This window comes from Sporocytophaga sp. (assembly GCF_017745095.1).
Taxonomy (GTDB): Bacteria; Bacteroidota; Bacteroidia; order Cytophagales; family Cytophagaceae; genus Sporocytophaga.
The window spans coordinates 1-17,341 of the sequence record NZ_JAGHZZ010000033.1; the positions used below are offsets into that span (position 1 = coordinate 1).

20 protein-coding genes are annotated in these 17,341 nt (G+C 33.8%); 17 read left to right on the forward strand and 3 right to left on the reverse strand.

Annotated features, from left to right (window positions below; translation table 11 throughout):
* Positions 1-78 precede the first annotated feature (78 nt).
* From J7604_RS24925 to J7604_RS24950, 7 genes are all read left to right on the forward strand, one after another.
* Positions 79-255, forward strand: a complete 177-nt coding sequence (locus J7604_RS24925) for a hypothetical protein (RefSeq protein WP_293902571.1) — start codon at positions 79-81, stop codon at positions 253-255.
* A gap of 372 nt (positions 256-627) precedes the next feature.
* A complete protein-coding gene (locus tag J7604_RS24930) occupies positions 628-1,011 on the forward strand; it encodes a hypothetical protein (protein ID WP_293902574.1) in 384 nt (127 codons plus the stop codon).
* A 283-nt stretch (positions 1,012-1,294) separates the two neighbouring features.
* Complete coding sequence (locus tag J7604_RS27130; protein WP_367113612.1) at positions 1,295-1,492, forward strand: 4-oxalocrotonate tautomerase family protein; 198 nt, start codon at positions 1,295-1,297, stop codon at positions 1,490-1,492.
* 43 nt (positions 1,493-1,535) lie between these two features.
* A complete protein-coding gene (locus J7604_RS24935; protein ID WP_293902577.1) occupies positions 1,536-1,919 on the forward strand; it encodes a hypothetical protein in 384 nt (127 codons plus the stop codon).
* Between the two features lie 17 nt (positions 1,920-1,936).
* Positions 1,937-2,371, forward strand: a complete 435-nt coding sequence (locus J7604_RS24940) for a hypothetical protein (protein WP_293902580.1) — start codon at positions 1,937-1,939, stop codon at positions 2,369-2,371.
* Between the two features lie 84 nt (positions 2,372-2,455).
* On the forward strand, positions 2,456-2,794 hold the full coding sequence (locus J7604_RS24945) for a DUF1493 family protein (RefSeq protein ID WP_293902583.1): 339 nt from the start codon (positions 2,456-2,458) through the stop codon (positions 2,792-2,794).
* Positions 2,795-2,870: 76 nt separating this feature from the next.
* Positions 2,871-3,716: a hypothetical protein gene (locus J7604_RS24950; RefSeq protein ID WP_293902586.1), complete on the forward strand. Its 846-nt coding sequence runs from the start codon at positions 2,871-2,873 to the stop codon at positions 3,714-3,716.
* 527 nt (positions 3,717-4,243) lie between these two features.
* Here J7604_RS24950 and J7604_RS24955 read toward each other — a convergent pair.
* Positions 4,244-6,685, reverse strand: coding sequence for a VCBS repeat-containing protein (locus J7604_RS24955; protein ID WP_293902589.1), 2,442 nt, complete (start codon positions 6,683-6,685; stop codon positions 4,244-4,246).
* A gap of 234 nt (positions 6,686-6,919) precedes the next feature.
* Between J7604_RS24955 and J7604_RS24960 the strand changes: the two genes are divergently transcribed.
* The 4 genes from J7604_RS24960 to J7604_RS24975 all read left to right on the forward strand — a co-directional run bounded on the left by J7604_RS24960 (position 6,920) and on the right by J7604_RS24975 (position 9,472).
* Positions 6,920-7,846 carry a hypothetical protein gene (locus tag J7604_RS24960; protein WP_293902592.1) on the forward strand — a complete coding sequence of 309 codons (927 nt, stop codon included), beginning with the start codon at positions 6,920-6,922 and terminating at the stop codon, positions 7,844-7,846.
* Positions 7,847-8,003: 157 nt separating this feature from the next.
* Positions 8,004-8,405, forward strand: coding sequence for a hypothetical protein (locus tag J7604_RS24965; protein WP_293902595.1), 402 nt, complete (start codon positions 8,004-8,006; stop codon positions 8,403-8,405).
* Between the two features lie 144 nt (positions 8,406-8,549).
* Positions 8,550-8,924 carry a hypothetical protein gene (locus tag J7604_RS24970; protein WP_293902598.1) on the forward strand — a complete coding sequence of 125 codons (375 nt, stop codon included), beginning with the start codon at positions 8,550-8,552 and terminating at the stop codon, positions 8,922-8,924.
* Between the two features lie 155 nt (positions 8,925-9,079).
* Positions 9,080-9,472, forward strand: coding sequence for a hypothetical protein (locus tag J7604_RS24975; RefSeq protein WP_293902601.1), 393 nt, complete (start codon positions 9,080-9,082; stop codon positions 9,470-9,472).
* Positions 9,473-10,078: 606 nt separating this feature from the next.
* Here the strand turns inward: J7604_RS24975 and J7604_RS24980 are convergent.
* Positions 10,079-10,423 (reverse strand): helix-turn-helix domain-containing protein, encoded by a 345-nt coding sequence (locus tag J7604_RS24980; protein ID WP_293902604.1) that lies wholly within the window; start codon positions 10,421-10,423, stop codon positions 10,079-10,081.
* Positions 10,424-10,846: 423 nt separating this feature from the next.
* On the opposite strand from J7604_RS24980, the gene J7604_RS24985 reads away from it, so the two are divergent.
* From J7604_RS24985 to J7604_RS25010, 6 genes are all read left to right on the forward strand, one after another.
* A complete protein-coding gene (locus J7604_RS24985) occupies positions 10,847-11,701 on the forward strand; it encodes a pirin-like C-terminal cupin domain-containing protein (RefSeq protein WP_293902607.1) in 855 nt (284 codons plus the stop codon).
* Between the two features lie 289 nt (positions 11,702-11,990).
* Positions 11,991-12,611: an NUDIX hydrolase gene (locus J7604_RS24990; protein WP_293902610.1), complete on the forward strand. Its 621-nt coding sequence runs from the start codon at positions 11,991-11,993 to the stop codon at positions 12,609-12,611.
* 545 nt (positions 12,612-13,156) lie between these two features.
* The gene (locus J7604_RS24995) at positions 13,157-13,531 is read left to right on the forward strand and encodes a hypothetical protein (RefSeq protein WP_293902613.1); all 375 of its coding nucleotides are present in this window, start codon (positions 13,157-13,159) and stop codon (positions 13,529-13,531) included.
* Entirely contained in the window at positions 13,509-13,688 is a 180-nt protein-coding gene (locus J7604_RS25000; protein WP_293902616.1) for a hypothetical protein, read from the forward strand. The genes J7604_RS24995 and J7604_RS25000 overlap by 23 nt, the downstream gene beginning before the upstream one ends.
* The gene (locus tag J7604_RS25005; RefSeq protein WP_293902619.1) at positions 13,678-14,199 is read left to right on the forward strand and encodes a Crp/Fnr family transcriptional regulator; all 522 of its coding nucleotides are present in this window, start codon (positions 13,678-13,680) and stop codon (positions 14,197-14,199) included. Before J7604_RS25000 ends, J7604_RS25005 begins: the two co-directional genes overlap by 11 nt.
* Before the next feature lie 82 nt (positions 14,200-14,281).
* Positions 14,282-14,905: an NAD(P)H-dependent oxidoreductase gene (locus J7604_RS25010; RefSeq protein ID WP_293902622.1), complete on the forward strand. Its 624-nt coding sequence runs from the start codon at positions 14,282-14,284 to the stop codon at positions 14,903-14,905.
* A 64-nt stretch (positions 14,906-14,969) separates the two neighbouring features.
* Here the strand turns inward: J7604_RS25010 and katG are convergent, their stop codons facing one another.
* Positions 14,970-17,228: a catalase/peroxidase HPI gene (gene katG, locus J7604_RS25015; RefSeq protein WP_293902625.1), complete on the reverse strand. Its 2,259-nt coding sequence runs from the start codon at positions 17,226-17,228 to the stop codon at positions 14,970-14,972.
* Between the last annotated feature and the right edge of the window lie 113 nt (positions 17,229-17,341).

Below are 17,341 nucleotides of genomic sequence, written 5' to 3' on the forward strand. Positions count from 1 at the left end.
CCTGTAAACCTATTTCAGGACGAGACACAGTCTCTTGCTTAAGTTTATTTAACTTAAGCCTTCAAATATGAGCAAAATATGGAAATAAAAGATTTGATAGGAAAGAAAATCGTTGACTTAATATCTACGGTAAGCGAATTTGAATACCAAGGAGGTATTCCTTTAGAGAAATCAGATAGTTTTATGGTTTTGGATGATGGTCACTTTATAAGATTTCCACAAAAAAATGAAAAGCATATAGATTTGGAAAAGTGAGCTCCCTATGATTTAAGAAGTATTTTTGAGTATGATATAGAAAATCGTTTTTCACAAAGGTATTAAATTTGATTTTTAACAATGACGAATCTGAAATTATAAAACAGAATAAAAAGAATGTCCAGTTTCGAAAGATTACAGAAATCTACTATCAGGAAGATAAATGTTACCCAGCTAGTGCACGTTTATAATTCGTGCAATTTGTGATAGATTGAAAATATCAGATAATAAAAGTCAATTTAATATAAGGCTCTTTGGCATGGTACGCGAGTGTTCGAGAAGAGAATAAGGAGTAATCACTCATCTCAATGGATAGTGAAGTACATTAAAACCTGCAAATGCAACAATATTAACCGTTAGATGGCATTTTAAATGAAACATAAAATAAACATTATATACAAAAATAAATCCCTTAAAAAAACAGGCAAAATTTTAATGATTATTGGAGGAATTGCATTGTTATTATTGATGATTGTGAATTTACCCGTTAAAGAAATGCCTGGAGAATTGAAAGCTTTTTATTATCAAGAATTGGTGTCGATAATATTTTTAAAAGTAATTTTTGGGGGAGGAGTAATAGGTGCTTTGGGCATGATGATTTTTTTAGTTGATTTTAGTAAAAAAGGAGTGATTGATATTGGAGTGGATGAAATAACTATTTTTTCGAAAGATTCCAGTTTAAAAATAAAACAATCCGAAATAGAAAATTTATTTTTATTGAAAAAAGATACTCTTGTAAACTTGAAATTAAATTAAAAGATAAAAATATACATAGATTGAAATTTCCAGAAAACCGCAAAGCTAAGGCAAAATTGACTGGGGATTTAATTAAGTTCAGCTTGGATAAAATTGAAATTGATACAGGAGTTTTTGAATCAATAGAAGGAATATAAGCGCAACCTAACAGCGTCCAAAATATGTCTTGCTGATATGCTGATAGAAAGTGAAAACCTTTAAATTCTCGCTCTCGCTTACGTTTATATAGCTTATGCCCAAAAAATAGACTAATAATAAAATAACATTCTGAGATAAGCCAATAATCGAATTTACAGCAGGAAAACTAACAAGAGAAGTAAAAGACAAACTTATAACACAGCTTACAGACATTTCTGTGGAGATTACAGGAATACCAAAGCATTTGTTTTTTATAACAATTAATGAAAAACCTGACGAAGATATTGCTGTTGGAGGTGTTAGTGTGCAAAAGCTAAAAGAAGAATTAGACAAACAGAAATAAAATCAAATACATATTCTAGCAAATACTAACAATTATAATCTACATGAAAAATACATTAATCTTAACACTCATTTGTTTAGTTACAGCCTGCATCCCAGATAATGTCAAAAAAGAAATGTCAGAGGGGCTGTCTGACGCTCAACAGATGGTTGCTGATATGGAATTTAAAAAAGCCATTGCTCAGATAGAATTACATAGATTGAGATATGGACACTATCCGGATTCTTTATCAGAGTTGAAATTTCTTTCTTCTATGGATTCCTCAATGATTAGCAATGTTGATTACACAAGACTTGACTCTGTCTATGAATTAAACCTGAAGATGGAATCGGTCTCGTTGGATAGTAAAGAAACTACTCCAATCAAGTTAAAATATCCTGCTGAATTTTGGGCCGGACTAGGTTGTGTCAAATCGAATGTAAAGTAAGATAATGCTTCGGGACAATGATAACAACTAATAAAGAAGAAAGACGGCTACCTGAGACAATTCTTAACAAAGCCATTAGGAGCGGAAACGAGTTTGGTTGGCGTCAGACTGACTTTATAGAGACAATTGAGGCAGCGAGAAAATTAAAAATGGGAATTGTCGGTGGACAAGTCCAGTATGTTTTCCCTGACGGGACATGTGAATTATACTGGTTGTCGTATGACCCAAGTGAAAGACAAGTTGGAGAAGACTGGATAAAGTATTGTAATCGAACTTCGGACGAAACAATAAAAAAATTTAAGGACTTAATAACTAAAACGGACTTTGATAAAGAAACTTTTACATTTGACTTTCTTCGAGATAAAAAATTAAAAGGAGTAAGCATTGAAGACAATAAAGTATTTATTATTTACTTTAATGACACTGAGACTGATTTGTGGACCGGTGAATGAACATTACTTTCAGTAAAATTTATAATCCTACTCTTGCTTAAGGTTAACTAACTTATGCCCACAAATGAGCAAGTTTTTAAAATAATGAAACTTGATACTAAACTTACAGATTTTATAATTCATAATACTCAACTTAAAAGAGATGAGATAAAACCACAATTGAAACTTACCGAAGATATAGGTTATCATGGATTAGACTCTATAACATTCATTGAGGCATTTTTTACTGAATTTGAAATAAAAAATATTGAGAATTTTTGCTTTGATCTTTACATTGATGGAAGACCTGATTTTGTGCCTAGACCACTAAATTGGACTAAGAATTTAATTTTTAAAAATGGCAGAAAATATTTAAATCCGGATGTTTCGTTAGAACACCTTCAAAAAGTGATAGATAAAGGTGAATGGTTTAACGAAAGGTGAACAACCATCTCTGGCTTAAGTGTATCTGACTTTTATACCCTGATTAATTATCAAATAAATACTGACTTTTTTACTTATGACTAATCCCCAACAAAACAAATCACAGTGGCAAGATCAAGCTGATCTTAAACCTGGTATTGAACGGCACATCTGGCCATTCGGTAATGAAAAAACTATTGTCACCAAGTCAACATCCGATAGACTTTTTGGCTCGGAGGGCCTGGGGTTCAAAAACAACATATGGATGAAACTCGTAAGTTTTCTGGCGCGAACGGGGATTCAAGAGCAAACTGCCTCTGAAAAGAACGAGACAGATATCGCAAATTGTGTAAAGGGTTGGGGACAAGGTGCGAATTCGAGCAGGGTATTTCATGCAACAAAAGGAGTTGACCCAGTCAGAATGGAAATGTTTATCCAAAGGCTTCAGCATATCAGCACAGAATTTGGAATTAAAGACAACCGATTAACACATGATGTGTTGGCTGCATTTGTTAATACACAAAAGGCGGAGCCTTATTTAGCATGGAATGGCCTTCGGGAAACTAAGGGGTTCATTAAAAGAAATCAATCTCGATTCAGAGGACATATTCAATGGCAATCTTTTGTTGCCTTGTGTGGTCACATTGACAATAGTGGAGTGAAGCATATCACTCCTGAATTGATTCGTACTTTTTTTAACAGCCCAAAGCCTTTCTTCAATCTCATTGTAGAACGGAGAACTCACCTTTTGCAAGGCACCATTATACCAGGAAGCAAAACAGGACTAATGGCAGATGCTCAAGACTATATAGACGTAAAAGCAACAGACCTGGAATATATGAGGAACAAGAGTGGTTTGGGTTTAGTGCTCAAAATCCTTTGGTACATGATTATGAATAAGAAATCAAAGCTTGGGCCTCTGCCGAGAGAAGAAAGGACATAAGGAGCCAGCTATCGGCCTTTGTAACAGGTAATTTGTGATGGAGTAATAAGGTTAGATATTATATAAAGTACATCGCGTTTGGATGCTAATGTTTACAAAAGAATTAGGAGTAATCAGTATTTGTAGAGTTGGAAGATTTACTTTGCAGTAATAGGAGTAATGAATTGTCGAGAAAATTGTGCAATAATATTTTGAAAAATAGCCCCGCTAAAAAGCGGGGCTATTTTTATATTTGGAGGAGAAGGCTGATGAAATAAAGTTTATAGATTATGTCTCACCAGTTAAAAAACTTACTCTCATTTTTGGGTTAAAGTCAATAGACTTCAATCAGAGAAGGTTAAGATTATTTCCTCATTACGGAAAACTTACCGGTCATACCTCCAGAAGTACGAATGCTATATGTGCCATTTTTAAGATCTTCAATATTTATTTCCACTTCAGACTTATGAGTAATGATTTTTTACACTCTACTCCCAGAATATTATAAATTATAATCTCTTCATTCTGTTTAAGACCCATAATATTGATCATATTTCTGAAGGATTAGGATATATTCTAATTGCTTCATGTTGCGGCTTATTCAAAGATGTTATTGCGGAAAGAGATAATAGATATGGTGTCTGATCTTCACCAAAGCTATTGGTAGTTGTTAGCTTTCCGGAAGCAAGACCGATAGGAACTATAAATTCTATCGTGTTTTTATCCTTAATAGTAAAATCAATATTCTTCGATCCTACAGAAAGATTGGTAACATCAGAGAAGTTAATCCCACTAACGGTTATTTTCTCTCCTGCACGGGCTGTTTTGGGTAAAAAATCTTTAATTATTGGGAGGTTGACTATCTGTGAATTGTTGAAATAAAAAATCACACCGCTGTTATCCTCTTGTATTAAATCAATCCTTCCATCATTATTCAGGTCAAAAGTCTTCCCGGGAGCATACCAGTCCGTCTGAAAAGAAAATGCTTCATTGTAAAGATCTTCTGATAAAGAATGTATTTTGGTTGTTCCTATGTTATTGTTTTCATTGCTCCAATTGGTGATAAGATCATCATCTCCATCATTGTCAAAGTCTCCAGTGCCATTAGTGATTACTTCATCAAAAGCACTGTAAATATTTGAAGGTTGTTCAACAAGCTTAGTGCCATTCCAATAGTAGACTCGCATCCTAAACAAACCATTTTTTATTACCAGATCGGGAACACCATTCCTGTCAAAATCTCCAATGGAAAAATTATCTTGTATATTATTAATACTGTCTGTTGCAATAAAATTTCCATGTCTGTCATTTAATTCTAATCTGAATTTATCTTGATCACTTAGAGAAAAAACAGCATCCATAAAACCATCACCATTAAAATCTGCTAATTCCATGTTTGTAACATCTGTTATCAAAGGAGAGGCAATGAATGTACCATTGGCTTGTGATTTATAGATTCTGAGAAAGTCTCTATATTTTGATTCATAAGATATCATCAAGTCTGGCCTGCCATCACCTGTAATGTCTTCACAAACCATTTGTCTGATCATTCCTTTTAGTGTATCTAATTTGGAAAAAGAAGAGAAGTTGAAATTTGGAGCTGCTAATGCAAATTTTAAAGTATCAGATGCATATGCAATCACATCATCATTTCCATCTGCATTTAAATCACCGACATGAATTGCAGAAAGATTCTTATATAATATTTTATTCTGAAGTCTTGCAATATCGTTTTGATCTATTGTGTACCAGGCAAGATAACTATCATAATAGCCAAAAGCTTCCTGAACCAGAATGTCTTTATTTCCATCCATATTTCCATCACCAAAAGCTATATTTCTAAATCCCGGGTAGGCATATGGAGCGTTTAGAGTACCATTGGAATTCCCTGTAATAATTGAACTGAGGTTCTCCAGGGAAGGTGCAGTAATAATATCTTGTATTTTGTCATTATTGATATCCTGAATTTCAATATTATTAAGATTGGTCGTAGACAGCTGATAGGAGACAACATCCAATGCAGGGCTGAATTTACAAATGGTTACTTCCTGGTTTTGAATTGAAATTACCTCATCAACATTATCGCCATCTAAATTGATCTTTTTAAGCGTTGTTCCTGCGCTCCCTCGGGTATATTCCAATGGGGTTTGAAATTGTCCCTGGCCATTTCCTTTAAATAAAACAAATCCGACAATAATGTCACTGCCAGCTATGTCTTGGTTACCATCACCATTAAAATCTCCTGAAGTAACATAATAGACAGACTGAGTTGTGTTTAGATCGGACTTTTGATAGTTATAAATACCTTCAGACAAATAAACACTTATTTGTTTCATTCCCTGTGCAAGAATTATATCCGGAATAGCATCATTATTTAAATCACCTGTGTGAATGTGTCCATTGCCGCCTTTTATAGAATGGGCCAAAGAAAAGTTTCCTGCTCCATCTCCAGCATAAATGTTAAGGTAACTGGAACTACCTTCATTAATAGAAACCGCAACATCGATTATATTGTCCTTATTAAAATCTGCTAATCGAAATTTATCATTAATAGATCCTAAATATAACCCACTGGTTTTGGTGAATGCTCCAGACTTATTGTTTAACCATACCGAGAGGCCAGCTGAGCCACTGTATTGAAGCATCATCAGATCAGGGTAGTTGTCACCATTAAAATCTCCTGTTTCTATGCCGCCGAGACCATCGTATGAAAGATCGGAATAAACAGTTGTTACAACCGGAGGATTAAAAACTCCATGATCAGTAGCTATTAATACTGAGTATTTTTTATCCGATACATAAATGAGATCCTGTTTGCTGTCATTATTTATATCAGCTGCTGCTATATCTTCAGGTTCATTAGGAGAGGTGTTAAACCCCACTTTAAAAGTATTTGGAAAATAAGCAGCATGTTGCTTAATCGAAACCTGTCCAACTAAAGGAAATAAAAAAATCAGGTTTAAAGAGAAAAAGGTTATCAAGTGTTTCATAAAGGTAAAAATAATAATTATACTGATAATGATCAATATTCCTCCTTTTGGATTGAATTTGATACCATGTTTTTAACTTGGAATTTGTAATGCAGAAAAAGAAGAAAATAGATACATATTCTGAAAAATAAGCCGATAAAAATGGCAAGGGGGAAATAGAGTTTATTGGAAAGTAGCCTGCAAGTTAAAAACTTGTTTACATTTGCGGGTAGATTAGCAAACATTATAAATAAAATGGGAGAAGCATTAATTACTTGGGGTATTATAATTTCAATAATAATTGGACTGAGATATTTTTTTAAGAAGAAAAAAGGATATCGAAGACAGTATTCATTGGGCCTGATAGCTGCAGAGGAAGTTCAAAAGTTAATAAAAAATAAAGCTTATAGTGAAGCAGAAAAAAAAATACAAAATCAAAGTTTAAATGATATTACACAAATTATTGATCATTTGTCTCTATCTCTTAATGAAGATGAATTATTAAAATGGGATGAATCTGAAAATAGTGATATATCCAAACTTACTTTAGGTGTTTTCTATTTGCATCTGGCTTGGATAACCAGAAGTCACAAGCTTGCTAAAGATGTTTCGCAAAAAGATGCAGAAGGTTTTTATGATTATCTTGATTTATGTGAAAAAACTTTTGAATCAATTTCAGCAGATTCGTTTTATAGACCCGAGTTAGAATCAAGAAATATTAGGTTATATATGAGTTTAGGTGATAATTCAATAGCTTCTTATTTTTTTGATACCGTGACTAAAAAACATCCCGATTTTATTTGGCCTTATATTCATTATGCTGAGCTGATACAGCCTAAATGGGGGGGAGCGATCGAAGATTTAGAAAGATTTTATGAAAGCTTACCTGATAACTTCTTAATTCGTTCTATTGTAGAATTAAAGCTCATTCTAGATTCCAACATTATGAGTGATAATTATTTTGTAAAATATAATAATAACATCAATGAGTTTGCTCGACAAAAAGTTATAAAGATTGATGCAGAGTTAAATTTAAATAGTGTTAGTTCTATTCACAAGTATATTTTATATAATTATATGGTGGCTATATCTGAGGATTTAAAATTAAATGATTTAAGTAAGAAATATCAAAAATTAGTGGATGGAAAATACACTATCTACCCATATGGGTTGGTGAATTAGTCAACAGAGGTAAGATTATAATGGTGCAATTTGTTGTTTGGGTAGTGATGTCCTTTAAAGTCATACCTAAAACGACACTTAATTTTAGAGGTAATTAAACACAATAAATAAAATGAGATTGTTCTGGGTATATATAATATTTGCTATAATCCCGTATATGTTAGAGACTTTTGTCGACTCTTATAAATATCATGTAACTGGGTTATTTTTAGAATTGCTTCCTTTGTTCCTTATGACCGGGTTATGTTCATTTTTATTTAAAAAGTCGATAAGCACTCAAAAGTTTATATGGATTTTCTTAAAATTGACTGGGACTTCTATAGCTGGTTACTTATCGGCAGAAATGATCTTATTCTTTCAATGGTATTGGTATATAGCTCCTGAATATAGAAACATTCCTGGTGACATGCTTGAAGGACTTGGTTTTCGAATTTTGTATTCTATTATATGGTTCATTTCAATTGTAGTCTCTTATCTGATAATTCTTAATGCATTAAAATCATTCACAAAACCAAAAGCCAATTCCAGTTTAATACAAAAAAGTGAGTCTGGCCAATAAAAAATTACCGTTGCATCTACTGCGTTTATATTGCGACCAATTAGTGATATGGATAAGGTTAAATGATAAAAGAAGATTTTATATTAAGCCTTGCACTTGCTTAAGCTTATTCAATTTGTCACCAAATAAGATACTAAAAAAAACATGGAGGAAGGAGTAATCGATTTTTATAAGGGTTATGAAGGAGAGCCAGAGATTGATTTTATTTTAAAGGATTCTTCTGGTGGTATTTTTGTTGTGTTGAAATTATGGATTAGATTCTTTGATTCTATAATGAATTTAATAAAACCGAATGATAATGGGCTGTGGGAGGGACTTTTGATACATTATCATTTACATACGGGGTGGTATGATATGCCCGAGTGGTTATGTGATAATACATATCTTTTCTATAATCAGTTAAAAGGTATCGATATTGTGAGTCTTTCAGATACAGAGATTAGCGTACTCACTGAATTAATGAGTCTGGTTAAGTTGTCTACCATACTTAAATATAGTCTTTATATTAAATATGATTAAGGAAAGTTCGTCTCTTTCGTTCTCTGGCTTAAGCTTTCAAAAAATAAGTCTACAAATGAGTGAGAGTTTTTAACTTACGGTTTTAATAGTATCAATATGAAATCAGCAATAACTGACTATTTTGATTTCCAGATCATCTTAAAAAAAAACAATTAATGGATTATAGAATCATAAAGCATATTCTTTACATAGTAAGTTCATTCGTTATAGTGATATTCAGTATTAATGAAATTTTCAATGGGTTACATGACCACGGACAAGTGGGAATGTTGATTGGGTTAATTATTTCACCAATTATCCTTATTCCCATTATTTATAAGATGAAATGGTGGATTAAAATAATCTTAATCATCTCATTAATATTAATCCCTTTTCCTTTAACAAAATTCACAATGAGGTTTTTATATTCATTTCAAGAAGAAGGGACAGGAATGGCTAACATTGGACTTGATTTAATAGGGTGCCTTTTATTTTTTGTAATTTCCATATTAATAATCGAATTAGGATTAGCATTTAATAAACACGGAAAATGGAATGCGAATATTTAAGTGTAATATCAGTGAGACATTTTTTTTGTTGTTTGATGAAATTTTTCAATTTGATATTACCAATTCATTGTCCTGCTTAGTGAATAAATAGTAACCTTTTTCAAAATATTTAAACTTCTTAGGTAAAGGTATAGATCATAAGAATGCTGAAATATTGAATTACTTATAAAATGAAAGATTTTATAAAGAGATTAAAGCTTATAGATCATTTGAGGACAAGCTTACCAATGAACAGAATTGAGTTTGTATAAAATTATCCAAAGTAACCGATAAGAGTGATTTAGGGATGTTTTCAGATATTAATGATGTGTTTTCATTTGCTAAAAATGAATTTAATGGATAATTAAATTTAAAAGGATTTAAACTCAAGAAAAATAGGCGATTTTTTGACACGAATTTGAATATTGGCATCGCAAATGGAAAGGTAAATGAAGATAACGGTGAGCTGATTATTGAGGCTGAGATAAGCGGTATTAGGAAATATTTTATCTTTTTCTATTTATTTATGATTGTTTTTTTTTAAATGGTGTGTAAAATATTATTGGCCATTTTGTTGTCTATAGGATAATAGTAGCAAGAGAGGAAAGAGAAAGAAACAAATTCAGTCTAATTTCCCAGAATAATCTTCTGTCTGTGTTGATTTCCCCATTTTTCCATAGCCGTTAAGACTTCATTCAAAGTTTCACTATAATCTGTCAATTCATACTGAACCGTAACAGGTTTCGTCTCGCCAACTTTACGACTGACCAATCCATTCATTTCCAGCTCCTGCAATTCTTTAGATAAAATTCGTGGGGAAATTCCTGCTTCTCTTGACAATTCATTAAAACCTTTCTTGCCACTTCTTAAAACTGAAATCAATACCAATTTCCATTTTCCTCCAACTACATCCAGTGTATCCCTTATAGCTAATTTAGCTTTTGCACAACTTTCAACAGTATGTTTTTTCATGCGCTATCCTTTTTGTAAGTACTATTCTTTTTGTAACAGATGACAAATGTATAGTATTATTTTGGATATTTGATCCAATCAAATATTAAATCTTATGTCACAAAAAATAAATAAAACAGAGGATAGATGAACTGGTAAATACCTCCATCATGAATGATGAAGTCTGTGTGGACAGTTCATTTTGGGTAAGTTATATAAAGCATTCATCCTAAATAAAAGTTCCCAAAATGGTAGTCAGTAATATTCTAAGAAAATGAATTTTAGGAACACTATTGCTAATGCTAAAGACTTATTTAAGTGATGCTTTTGTTACCCATATAAAACTTCAGGAATCATAGCAAGGGCAATATTTATTCAAGTTGTTTTATGATTCATTTTTCCGAACTAAAACAACGTTTGTTAATTGTAAAAATCAATAATATTATGCTACAAAGAATCATATCAAAAATAACACAAAACCCCTGGCACCAAGGATTTTTAGGAAAAGGACATAGTGCTTCTGGTGTTTTGAATGGAATTCCATACCAAGAATCAGACCCTTTCATTTTGTTTATGGATGACAAATTAAATTTGCCTGGTGGAGAACCTGTTGGAGGGGCTCATCCACACGCGGGATTTGAAACACTGACACTGGTACTTAAAGGAAATGAAAAGGATTGGAAGACTGGAAGTTTTGAGTTAATGACTGCAGGTAAGGGAATCGTTCATACCGAAGAGATTACCTCCAAACAAGACTTACATATTCTGCAAGTATGGTTGGCATTACCTCCCGGAAAGAGAAAGACGCAGCCTTTCTGGCAAAAAATCTTGTTAGAAGATGTCCCAACTATAAAAAATGAAAACTATGAAATTCGTGTGTATAGCGGAAGCAGTAATGGTCTATCTTCACCTTTGAAAAACCAGACTCCACTTACTTTGGTTGATTTTAGAATGAAAGCTAATCAAAGTATCGTACAGGAATTACCCTCTGAATACAATGGATTGGTTTATGTTATCAATGGAGCTGTTCAGGTTGGAGATAAAATAATAAACACAGGACAAGCGGGTTGGCTGAACAAAACAAATAACAAGGGAGATGGTGAACTTTTATTCCAATCTCTTACAGATAGTACACATTTTGTTTTGTATGCAGCTCAGCCACATAATGTATCTATAGTTTCACACGGCCCCTTTATAGCGGATACTATGGAAGATATTTCAAAATTGTACAAAGAATATCGCAATGGAGAAATGCCTCATTTGAGTGATTTACCTGAAGGTCAGAAAAGAGTATTTTAAAACTATATCTTTCGTCTGGTCGGCTCTGGTTTTAAATTTATTGAACATAAACCTACGAATGAGATCAGACTTTTAACTTGAGGTTTATAACACATCGAGAAAAAGTTAACTTTATTTACAAAAATAGTCCCGATAAAAAGCGGGGCTATTTTTGTATTGGATAGAGCCTGAAGAAATGGAATATATTGGATAATAGTCTGCAAGTTAAAAACTTGTTTAAATTTGCGGGAGGAAGTCAATGGCTTCAGCCAGACTGTGTAATAAATTATACAAACTACAGCGCAACTGAATGGAAGATAATAATAAGTGGATTCAATGGGCAATTGAATTACAAGCAATAGCTCAAATTGGACTAACATATTCAAAAGATAAATTTGATCTTGAAAGGTTTCAGAGGGTAAGAGAAATATCAGCAGAAATAATGAGTGAAAAGTCTTCTCTAAATATAGAAATTGTTAAAGATTTATTTTGCAACGAAATAGGATTTCAAACACCCAAATTGGATACCCGAGCAGCTATAATTAAGGATGACAAGATTTTATTAGTAAAAGAAAATAATGGGCAATGGTCTTTACCTGGTGGTTGGGTTGATGTTAATGAATCTATAAAAACCAATATTATAAAAGAAGTTAAAGAAGAATCAGGATACAATGCAACTCCATTAAAAATTGTTGCAATACAAGATAGAAACAAGCATAATACACCTGTGTATGCTTATGGTATTTGCAAAGTATTTGTGTTATGTGATATAGATAATAGTCCTTTTAAAAGCAATATTGAAACATTAGAAAGAAAATTTTTTTCAATTAATGAAATCCCTAAACTTGCAGAAGGAAAAAATACATTCAAACAAATTGAGATGTGTTTTAATGCTTACTACGACAAAAACTGGACTACATTATTTGATTAAAAAATGTGTACAAATTATTTTTGCTAAATGTGTAGTTAAACCTACCTCTTGTCCTTGCTCCTGTGAAGATGCGGATAGGGAAGAAGGCGGCTTATTATATAACTTAAATTATAATAGAAACGTAAAATACCCAAATGATACTTTATCTAACTCTCATAGTAACTTTAATTATTTTAAAAGGAATCGGTCATATATTGTTTAATAATATCGTAAGTAGAAACCATCTTCAAAATTTAGACTCTAAAGATTATCCATTTATTTTTCAAAAGATTAATGCAACTGTTCATTTGACTGATGATAAATTGGTAAAGGATAAATTAAAATTTGTGAAATATTATTTCATGTTTTTAATGTTGTTGGTTCCAGTTGTATTGGTTTTATTAATTACGATAAAATTAAAATAATATACCAGTACTTAAACTATGTCTTGGTGGGCGTGGAGTGAGATCATTCACTTTATAATTGACAACAAAGCTTCCTCTTGAAAAAGTAAGATATTATTACAAACGATATCATTTACATAATTCTATTAATCCATGAGAAAAATGTCCAAACTATTTTTATTTATTTTTACAACTTTTATCACATTGAGTTGTGCTAACCAAACTGATAAAATTAAAGCGGGGTCAATTTGTACAATTGAAGACGGAGAAGGAAAATTTGGAATTGTGAAAGTGCTTGTGATCAATGACCAAGAGGCACACGTGAAAATTTATAAAAATAAATTTGACCGACGGCCAGCCCAAGTGGATATTAAGACATTAAGTTTAGGTTCAATAAATAATATGGAAGGTGGGTTCGGTATTGGACACGTTCCTTTAGAACGAAGTGGGTTTGACAATTGGAAACCTATTTCAATAGGTTTTGAAGAAGTGACGCAAGACGATCTTGTTGGATATGAAATGTGGAAAAACCAATAAAGTTGAGACACCTCTTGACAGGGTAATAGGAGGATACTATTGTCGATCTATAGTTAAAGGACTATACTGCTGTGCATATACAAGTTCTATGGACAAGTGGAGAGAAACTTTATATCGAATAACAAAGTACAATCCGGATAATCGTAATGGCAATTAATTGGGATAAATTCAGCCAGTATTTCAAGAGGCAAGAAATTCTTGCAAAGACCACACTTTTACAGGAAGGGGAAGTTTCGAGAACAATGTATTTTATTGAGAAAGGTTGTTTGCGAACTTGGGTTAACGATAATGGTAAGGAAATAACAACACAATTTTTCTTTGAAGGAGACAGTGTTTCTTCTATTGAAAGTTTTAGAACAAATCAGCCAAGTTTATATAGTATTGAAAGCTTAGAACCTTATGTTTTACAGACGATTTCACAAAAAGAATTTCAATCTATTGTGAACACTTCACCTGAAGTGAGAAAGGATATGGAAGAACATTTATTCCGACGACTTTTTCAAATCCAACAGATTTTCTATTCATATCTTAAAAATAGTCCCCAAAAACGCTACGAAGAATTAATCGAACAACACCCAGAAATTATTCAACGAGTCCCACAGCATTACATTGCTTCATATTTGGGTGTTACATCGGTATCCTTAAGTCGGATACGAAACAGACGGTAATTTTCATTTCTTTACAATTGTTATCGTCGAACAGGTTTTCGACTTCTCATTTTTGTACTATACGATTTTAAACAGTTCAAAAATGAGAACAGCGATAGTTTTTAACCATCCTTACGAAAAAAGTTACTGCAATGCCATCTTGGAAGCAGTATCCAATGGTTTAAAAAAAGGGCAGCACGAAGTTGACCTTATGCACCTTGATAATGATGGATTTAATCCCGTAATGTCAAAGGCAGACTTAAAAGCTTTTGTAGAACACAAGCCCATTGACCCACTCGTAATAGACTATAATAAACGCCTGGAAAAAGCAGACCACCTGATCTTTATTTTCCCGATTTGGTGGGATTTAATGCCAGCAATGACGAAGGGATTTATTGATAGAGTTCTATGTCCTGGAGTTGTGTATGACCATCATCCAAGGGGTTTTGGATTGGTTCCGCTCTTAAAAGATTTAAAAAGCGTAACAATTATTACGACTATGAATAAACCCAAAATAATGTATTCTCTACTCATTGGAAATCTAATAAAAAAAGCAATGCTTAGGAGTGTATTTAAAGCTATGGGATACAAAAACGTAAATTGGATTAGCCTTGCTTCCGTAAAATCTGTAAGTCAGGAAAAAAGGTTAAAATGGCTGCTTGACATTGAAAGAAAATTTGCAAAGTGGGCAACTATTACAAACCACTTCTGTCGCCAGTCCTCATAGGAGTCAGTAGTATTCTGGAAGAAAAAAAAAGCACGAGCACACAGCTCGTGCCTTGAAAATTAGGTTATTTCAAGTCAAAACGATCCAGATTCATTACTTTTACCCAAGCAGTAACAAAATCCTTAATGAATTTTTCATGGGCATCATTACATGCATAGACTTCAGCAATAACACGTAATTCATAATTAGAACCGAATATAAGATCCACACGGGTTGCCGTCCATTTACGTTCACCTGTAGCCCTGTTATAGCCATCAAATAGATTTTTTGAGTCTGAGTTAGCTACCCACATTATTCGAGCGTCAAGGAGGTTAACGAAATAATCATTGGTTAGGGCTCCTGGACGATTAGTAAAGACACCGTGCTGTGAATGGTCAAAGTTTGTGTTAAGAACACGCATACCACCTATTAAAACAGTCATTTCAGGAGCAGTCAATGATAGTAATTGTGCTTTATCTACCAGAATTTCCTCAGCTAAGGCTCTGATATTATCATTTCTTTTTAAATAGTTGCGAAAGCCATCACCATGCGGTTCAAGTGGTCCAAAAGATTGTGGGTCTGTGTCTTCTTGTGATGCATCATTTCTTCCGGGAGTAAAAGGTACAGTAATAATATAACCGGCATCTCTGGCAGCTTTCTCAATGCCTGCACTTCCTCCCAATACAATTAAATCAGCCATTGATACCTTCTTTCCAACAGACTGTTTGCTGTTAAATTCAGACTGTATTCCTTCATAGGTTTTAAGTACTTTGGCTAATTCTGTAGGATTATTTACTTCCCAGTTTTTTTGTGGTGCAAAGCGAATACGCGCTCCATTGGCTCCTCCACGTTTATCAGATTGACGGAATGTTGAAGCTGATGCCCAGGCTGTACTTACCATTTGAGAAATGGATAGCCCCGAATTAAGAATTTTTTCTTTTAAATGATTGATGTCTTCTTCTTGAATTAACTCATGTTGAACAGCAGGAATGGGATCTTGCCATATAAGTTCTTCTTTAGGTACTTCTGGTCCGAGATAACGCACCTTAGGGCCCATATCACGATGAGTTAATTTATACCACGCTCTTGCAAATGCATCTGCAAATGCATCAGGATTTTCTAAAAAGCGCCTTGATATTTTTTCATAATGGGGATCAATCCTTAATGCAATATCAGTTGTAAGCATAAATGGAGCATGCTTCTTAGAAGGGTCGTGTGCATCTGGTACAGTGCCTGCACCTGCATTATTCTTTGGCCTCCACTGATGAGCCCCTGCAGGACTTTTTGTTAATTCCCAGTCATAGTTCAGGAGGTTTTCGAAAAAATAATTGCTCCATCTGGTTGGAGCTTGTGTCCATGCACCTTCTAAACCACTGGTAATGGTATCGCCGGAATGACCTTTGCCGAACGTGTTTTTCCAACCAAGTCCTTGTTCTTCAATGCTTGCACCGGCAGGTTCCTTGCCAACATATTTTTCAGGGTCAGCAGCGCCATGCGTCTTACCAAAAGTATGTCCTCCTGCAATTAATGCAACCGTTTCTTCATCGTTCATAGCCATACGGCCAAATGTTTCACGTATATCCCTTGCTGCACCAATAGGATCAGGTGTTCCATTGGGGCCCTCAGGATTTACATAAATCAGACCCATATGTGTTGAACTAAGTGCATGTTCCAATGTTTGCCCTTGAGTATAACGTTCCATGTTTCCCATCCATTCACCTTCTGAACCCCAGTAGATGTCATCTTCAGGTTCCCATATATCTTCACGGCCACCACCGAATCCAAAAGTTTTAAAGCCCATAGATTCGAGTGCGCAATTGCCTGCTAGAATTATCAAATCAGCCCAGGATATTCTTTTTCCATATTTTTGCTTGATAGGCCAAAGAAGTAAACGAGCCTTGTCAAGATTCGCATTATCCGGCCAGCTATTAACTGGTGCAAATCTTTGACCACCTGAACCTGCTCCTCCACGTCCATCGGCAATACGGTAGGTTCCGGCACTATGCCAAGCCATGCGGATAATGAATGGTCCATAGTGTCCATAATCTGCAGGCCACCATTCCTGGGAATCGGTCATCAGGTTAAAAAGATCTTGTTTTAATGCAGCGAAATCAAGTTTTTTAAATTCTTCCGCATAGTTATATCCTTTATCCATTGGATTGGACAGAGATGAATGTTGGCGCAAAATGTCTAAATTTAGCAGCCTTGGCCACCAGTCCCGATTTGATCTTCCACTACCAGCTGTAAACTTTAAAGAACCTCCGGAGAAAGGGCATTGGCTTGATTCGTTAACTTCCCAGGCCTTGTTGCTTTCTGGTACGTGATGGTGATGTTTCTTGTCCATTAGTGAAGGATTTGATGTTTATCGTTATCACTGTTTGTATTTAAATATGTTTAAACTACAAACAGGGTAAACCCGATTTGTATCTTTTGGTTTAGCTAAAGACAATAAAGAAA

Coding starts and splice junctions, on each gene's coding strand:
- J7604_RS24925 (WP_293902571.1), top strand. CDS start 79: ATGGAAATAAAAGATTTGATAGGAAAGAAAATCGTTGACTTAATATCT.
- J7604_RS24930 (WP_293902574.1), top strand. CDS start 628: ATGAAACATAAAATAAACATTATATACAAAAATAAATCCCTTAAAAAA.
- J7604_RS24935 (WP_293902577.1), top strand. CDS start 1,536: ATGAAAAATACATTAATCTTAACACTCATTTGTTTAGTTACAGCCTGC.
- J7604_RS24940 (WP_293902580.1), top strand. CDS start 1,937: ATGATAACAACTAATAAAGAAGAAAGACGGCTACCTGAGACAATTCTT.
- J7604_RS24945 (WP_293902583.1), top strand. CDS start 2,456: ATGAAACTTGATACTAAACTTACAGATTTTATAATTCATAATACTCAA.
- J7604_RS24950 (WP_293902586.1), top strand. CDS start 2,871: ATGACTAATCCCCAACAAAACAAATCACAGTGGCAAGATCAAGCTGAT.
- J7604_RS24955 (WP_293902589.1), bottom strand. CDS start 6,685: ATGAAACACTTGATAACCTTTTTCTCTTTAAACCTGATTTTTTTATTT.
- J7604_RS24960 (WP_293902592.1), top strand. CDS start 6,920: ATGGGAGAAGCATTAATTACTTGGGGTATTATAATTTCAATAATAATT.
- J7604_RS24965 (WP_293902595.1), top strand. CDS start 8,004: ATGTTAGAGACTTTTGTCGACTCTTATAAATATCATGTAACTGGGTTA.
- J7604_RS24970 (WP_293902598.1), top strand. CDS start 8,550: ATGGAGGAAGGAGTAATCGATTTTTATAAGGGTTATGAAGGAGAGCCA.
- J7604_RS24975 (WP_293902601.1), top strand. CDS start 9,080: ATGGATTATAGAATCATAAAGCATATTCTTTACATAGTAAGTTCATTC.
- J7604_RS24980 (WP_293902604.1), bottom strand. CDS start 10,423: ATGAAAAAACATACTGTTGAAAGTTGTGCAAAAGCTAAATTAGCTATA.
- J7604_RS24985 (WP_293902607.1), top strand. CDS start 10,847: ATGCTACAAAGAATCATATCAAAAATAACACAAAACCCCTGGCACCAA.
- J7604_RS24990 (WP_293902610.1), top strand. CDS start 11,991: ATGGAAGATAATAATAAGTGGATTCAATGGGCAATTGAATTACAAGCA.
- J7604_RS24995 (WP_293902613.1), top strand. CDS start 13,157: ATGTCCAAACTATTTTTATTTATTTTTACAACTTTTATCACATTGAGT.
- J7604_RS25000 (WP_293902616.1), top strand. CDS start 13,509: ATGAAATGTGGAAAAACCAATAAAGTTGAGACACCTCTTGACAGGGTA.
- J7604_RS25005 (WP_293902619.1), top strand. CDS start 13,678: ATGGCAATTAATTGGGATAAATTCAGCCAGTATTTCAAGAGGCAAGAA.
- J7604_RS25010 (WP_293902622.1), top strand. CDS start 14,282: ATGAGAACAGCGATAGTTTTTAACCATCCTTACGAAAAAAGTTACTGC.
- katG (WP_293902625.1), bottom strand. CDS start 17,228: ATGGACAAGAAACATCACCATCACGTACCAGAAAGCAACAAGGCCTGG.